General features: G+C 59.4%; 3 protein-coding genes. All 3 read left to right on the plus strand.

Features of this window, described 5'->3' with window-relative positions; genetic code table 11:
• Positions 1–578 (plus strand): MotA/TolQ/ExbB proton channel family protein (locus AC3B8H_RS18525; RefSeq protein ID WP_488443011.1); only part of this gene is annotated, 578 nt, incomplete at its 5' end.
• Positions 556–891: a DUF2149 domain-containing protein gene (locus tag AC3B8H_RS18530; protein WP_319963098.1), complete on the plus strand. Its 336-nt coding sequence runs from the start codon at positions 556–558 to the stop codon at positions 889–891. The genes AC3B8H_RS18525 and AC3B8H_RS18530, both read left to right, overlap by 23 nt.
• Complete coding sequence (locus AC3B8H_RS18535; protein WP_488443012.1) at positions 878–4831, plus strand: cobaltochelatase subunit CobN; 3954 nt, start codon at positions 878–880, stop codon at positions 4829–4831. Before AC3B8H_RS18530 ends, AC3B8H_RS18535 begins: the two co-directional genes overlap by 14 nt.
• Positions 4832–4948 lie beyond the last annotated feature (117 nt).

The following is a 4948-nucleotide window of genomic DNA, read 5'->3' on the forward strand; positions in this document are numbered from 1 at the left end:
TGTACCTGATCTCATCCTCTCTCTACCTGCCGGTATTACTGATCGTCACTTCGCTGGCCGCGTATTCGATCTATGTCTGCGGTCGTTTGGCGCAGGAATGGCTGGAGCGGCGCAAAGCCGGCTCGCGCACCGTGCGCTTGTTCAATCTGGATCTGGCGGTCGCGCTAGGTAGTCAACAGCGCGCCAACGCCGCGCCGTTGGACGTTGAGCTGGAGTTACTGCTGCAAACCCACGAGCACCGGCAATTGATCAAGTTGGATCAGGTGCGTTTCGTGATCAAACTCGGCCCGGCGCTGGGCTTGATGGGTACCTTGATACCGATGGGCATCTCCTTGGCTGCCTTGGCGCAAGGCAATATTCCGAGCATGGCCGGCAGCATGGTCACCGCCTTTACCGCTACCGTCACCGGCTTGGGCTGCGGCGTGATTACCTATCTGGTGGCACTGGTGCGCGAGCAATGGCTACGCGCTGATTTTGCCGCGATGCGCCATCAAGCCGAACTGGCCGCTAGCCGGGTATTGGATGCGCAAGATTTGGCAATCGAGGAGGACAGCCATGCGCTATCTGAGACGCTCTAGTCTGCACCGCAACAGCGAACCGCTAGAAGATCCAATCGCCGGCGTCGCCAACCTGTTCGATGCCAGCGTGGTATTCATCGTCAGCATGATGGTGGCCTTGTTCATGGCCTACAACATGCTGGACCTGATGAATCCCGAATCGACGGTGACGATGACCAAGCAAAATGCCGACGGCACCATGGAAATCGTCAGCAAGAAAGGTTCGCAAATCAAGGTATCCAAGGTCACCGACCGCAAACTCAGCGGTTCCGGTGAGCGTTTGGGGACCGCGTACCGTTTGAACGACGGCAAGGTGGTTTATGTGCCGGAGTAAATACGGGGTCTGGCTACTGACTGTTTTGCTGTGGCTGGCCGCCGGCTCGGCCATCGCCGAAACGCCGATCAATCTGGGTCTGATCCTTGGCGATTTGGATTCGCAAACCGCCGTCGAAGCCGCGCGCAAATTGCAAAACGATCCGCTACTGCAAGGCGTGAAACTGCGGGTTTATTCCAGCTCCAAACTGGCGCAGGCCGAGCAGGCCGAATTGCAGCAAGCCGATCTGGTGTTGGCGCAAATCACCGGGCGCGGCATTTTGCGCGAAGGCGGCGCGGTGTTCAAACAAATCGCCGCGCGCGGCGGCAAGTTGTATGCGGTGGGTTTGAGTTACGACGCCGATTTCGCCGATTACGGCTTGCAACTGGATAAAGACCTGCAAGCCTATATGTCGGCCGGCGGCGCCGACAACGCCGCCAACATGATCCGGCTGGCCTTGGCCAAATTCAAAAATGTCCAGGCCGAAATCGCGCCGCCGCAAGCCCAACCGGAGATCGGCGCCTTCGATGTGCGCAGCAAGCAGCTGTTTGCCGATTTCGACAGTTATCAAAAGGCTTATGCCGGCTATCAGGCTGCCCGGCCCTGGATCGCGATTTTGTTCTACCGCTCGTCGGCGCTGTCCGGCCAGACCGACACCGTCAAAGCGTTGGCCGAACAATTGGAAGCCAAGGGCTACAACGTGCTGCCAGTATTCGGCTATCCCTACGACAAGACGCTGGAGAAAATGCTGGTCGATAGCAACGGCAAATCCCGTGTCGCAGCCATCGCCGCGCTGGCCTTGAAGATCGGCGCCAGCCCGGACAAGACCGTACCGACGCTGACGCGTTTGGGCGTGCCGGTGTTGAATGGCATCGCCTTGAACAGCCAGAGCCAAACGCAGTGGACCGAATCGGCGACCGGTCTGGACGTGATGGAGCGGGCTTGGCAAGTGGCCTTGCCGGAATTCGCCGGCGAAATTGCGCCGACCGTGGTCGCCAGCAAAGAAAGTGTACGCGACCAAGCCACCGGCCAGGATTTCGTCCGCGAAACGCCGATTCCGGAACGCGTCGCCCGCTACGCCGACCGCCTGGACAACTGGGCGAAACTGCGCCGCACCGCCAACGCCGACAAAAAAGTCGCATTGCTGTACTACAACTACCCGCCCGGCAAGGAAAACATCGGCGCCTCGTATCTGAACGTGTTGCCGGAATCGCTGCTGCTGATCATGGAGCGGATGCGTAAGGAAGGCTATCGATTGGGCAACGCACCGACCGATGGCGAAGCCTTGAAAGCCGCCGTCAAAAACCACGGCATCAACCTCGGCAACTGGGAGTCGGGTGCGATCGCCGAAGCCGCCGCCAGCGGCCGCGCGGTGTTGTTGCCGATAGCCGATTACCAAAAATGGTTCGAGGCATTGCCGGAGACTTTCAAGGTCGCGATGTTGAAGTCTTGGGGCAAGCCGGAAGACAGCAAAATCGGCGCCTGGACCGACAGCAAAGGCCAACGCTTTCTGATCCTGCCGGCACTGCAATACGGCAACTTGTTGTTGGCGCCGCAACCGTCGCGCGGCTGGGAGCAGGACGTAAAAAAACTGTACCACGACGTAACGATGCCGCCGCATCATCAATACGTGGCGTTCTATTTGTGGCTACAAAAAGGCTACCACGCCGACGCGATGATCCATCTCGGTACGCATGCCACCCACGAATGGCTCTCCGGAAAGGAAGTCGGCTTCGCCGCCGCCGATCCCGGCGAGATTCTGATGGCCGATGTGCCGCAGATTTACCCCTACATCATGGACGATGTGGGCGAAGCCTTGCAGGCCAAGCGGCGGGCGATGGCGACGATCATCTCGCATATGACACCGCCGCTCGATAAAGCCGACCTGAATCCGGAACTGGCCAAACTGGCGGGTTTGTTGGACGACTACAACGTCGCCGCCCAGAAAAGCGAGCAATTGGCGAAGATTCGCTTGGACGAGATCAACCAAATCGCCAGCAAGGCCGGGCTGTTGAAAGACTTGAAAATGCAACGGGCCGAAACGGCCGACCAGTTGGAAGAACTGGAGCATTACCTGAAGGAAATCCGCGAGAAAAAAGTGCCGATGGGTTTGCATACCTTCGGCAAGGCGCCGGACGAAACCGCTAGATTGCGTTTCGCCGAAGCCATTGTTGCCCGCGATCCCAAGCTGAAAGGCGAAGCGCTGAAACAAAAAGTCCAAGCCACGGCCAAGCTGATCGCGGAAAGCGCCAATGCGGAAATGAACGCGCTGATCGATGCGTTGGCCGGCCGCTACATCCCGGCCGGCAGCGGCGGTGACCCGTTGCGCAACCCCGACGCATTGCCGACCGGCAAGGATTTGTACGGTTTCGATCCCTCACGGATACCCAGCGAAGCGGTTTACAACGAAGGCGCGCGCTTGGCTGAGCAAGTGGTCAAAGACTTCAAAAAGCAGCACGGCCACTATCCGGAACGGTTGGTGTTCAATTTATGGGGCGTGGAAAGCTCGCGCCACGAAGGCGTGATGGAAGCCGAGATCATGCATCTGCTCGGCGTCAAACCGCATTGGGACGAGCGCGGCCGCACCCAGGGCGTGGACGTGATTGCCCGCGACACGTTGGGACGGCCGCGCGTCGACGTCACCATTATTCCGTCCGGCTTATACCGCGACTTGTTCGCTTCGGTCATTAAACTGCTGGATCAGGCCGAAACCAAGGCCCAGGAACAAGACGAGCCCGACAACCCGCTGCGTCGACATATCAAAGAAACCCAGGCCGAATTGGTCAAGCGCGGCTTGAAGCCGGAGGAAGCGCTGGATATGGCTTCGGCCCGGTTGTTCAGCGTGCCGTCCGGCGCTTACGGTACCAATCTGGATCGGGCGATTCCGCTGTCCAACACCTGGACGGACGAAAAACAACTGGCCGACGTGTTCTTCAATCGTATGCACCACGTTTACGGCCGCGGCCATTGGGGCGAAGCGGCCAGCAAAGATGCGACGCTGGCGGTGGACTTGTTCAAGTTGTCGTTGAAAGACACCGACGCGGTCATCCACAGCCGCTCCAGCAACGTCTACGCCTCGTTGGACGGCGACGACTTCTTCCAATACCTGGGCGGTACGGCAATGGCCGCAAGGCAAGTCAACGGCAAGACCCCGGAAGTGCTGGTCGCCGATCTGGCCGACCCGACCGCCGCCAAGACCATGAGTCTGGAACGTTACCAGGGCCGGGAAATGCAAAGCCGTTACCTGAACCCGAAATGGATAGAGTCGATGTTGAAGGAAGGCTACGCCGGTGCCCGCTTCATCAATATGGTCGCGGAAAACCTGTGGGGCTGGCAGGTGACGGTGCCGGAAGCGGTCGGCGCCGAAAAATGGCAAGCCATGTACGAAACCTATGTCGAAGACAAATACCAGCTCGATATTCAGAAAAAGTTCGAGCAAGCCGACAATCTGCTGGCCTATCAGGCCATGGTGGACCGGATGCTGGTGGCGATCAACAAGGGTTACTGGCAAGCCGATCCGGCCGTGAAAGCCAAGCTGGAGCAGGTCAACAAGGAAGTGATCGCCAAGGCCGGCGTGGCCTGTAACAAAGACACTTGCAGCAGCCCGGAAATCAGCAAACTGGCCGAGCAACAGGATGCGGCCAAGGCTGCAAAAGCCGCCGCGCCGGGGGCGCAAGCGCAACCTCCGGCGCCCGCAGCAGCGGCTCAGTCACAACCGCAGCCAACGCAGGCTCAGCAACCGCCCTCTCAACAACCTCCCGCTCAAGCCCAAGCCGCGCCGAATGCCGCCCAACCTTTGGAAGGCTATGAAATGGAAGAGAAGAAAACAGCCAGTGACAACGCCGAGCAGCAGCCAACACTGAGCTCGGCGCAAAACGTGTGGTTGAGCGTCGCTATTTTGTTGTTGTTTGCCGCCGGTTTTTTGCGCGGCATTTGGGAGCGGCGCGGCGAGAAGACTTAGCGGCTTGAACCGACGGTAGCGGCCCCGTTGCAACGGGGCTGAACGAAGTACTGGCGCGCGACACGGTTCCAGTCGCCGCCGGCGCGTCCCACTACCCCGCCGATTGGGCCAAAGGCG

Source organism: Methylomonas sp. BG-2 (assembly GCF_057766305.1).

Bases quoted from the DNA above. Each gene is read 5' to 3' on its own strand.
- AC3B8H_RS18530 (WP_319963098.1), top strand. From the start codon at position 556: ATGCGCTATCTGAGACGCTCTAGTCTGCACCGCAACAGCGAACCGCTA.
- AC3B8H_RS18535 (WP_488443012.1), top strand. From the start codon at position 878: ATGTGCCGGAGTAAATACGGGGTCTGGCTACTGACTGTTTTGCTGTGG.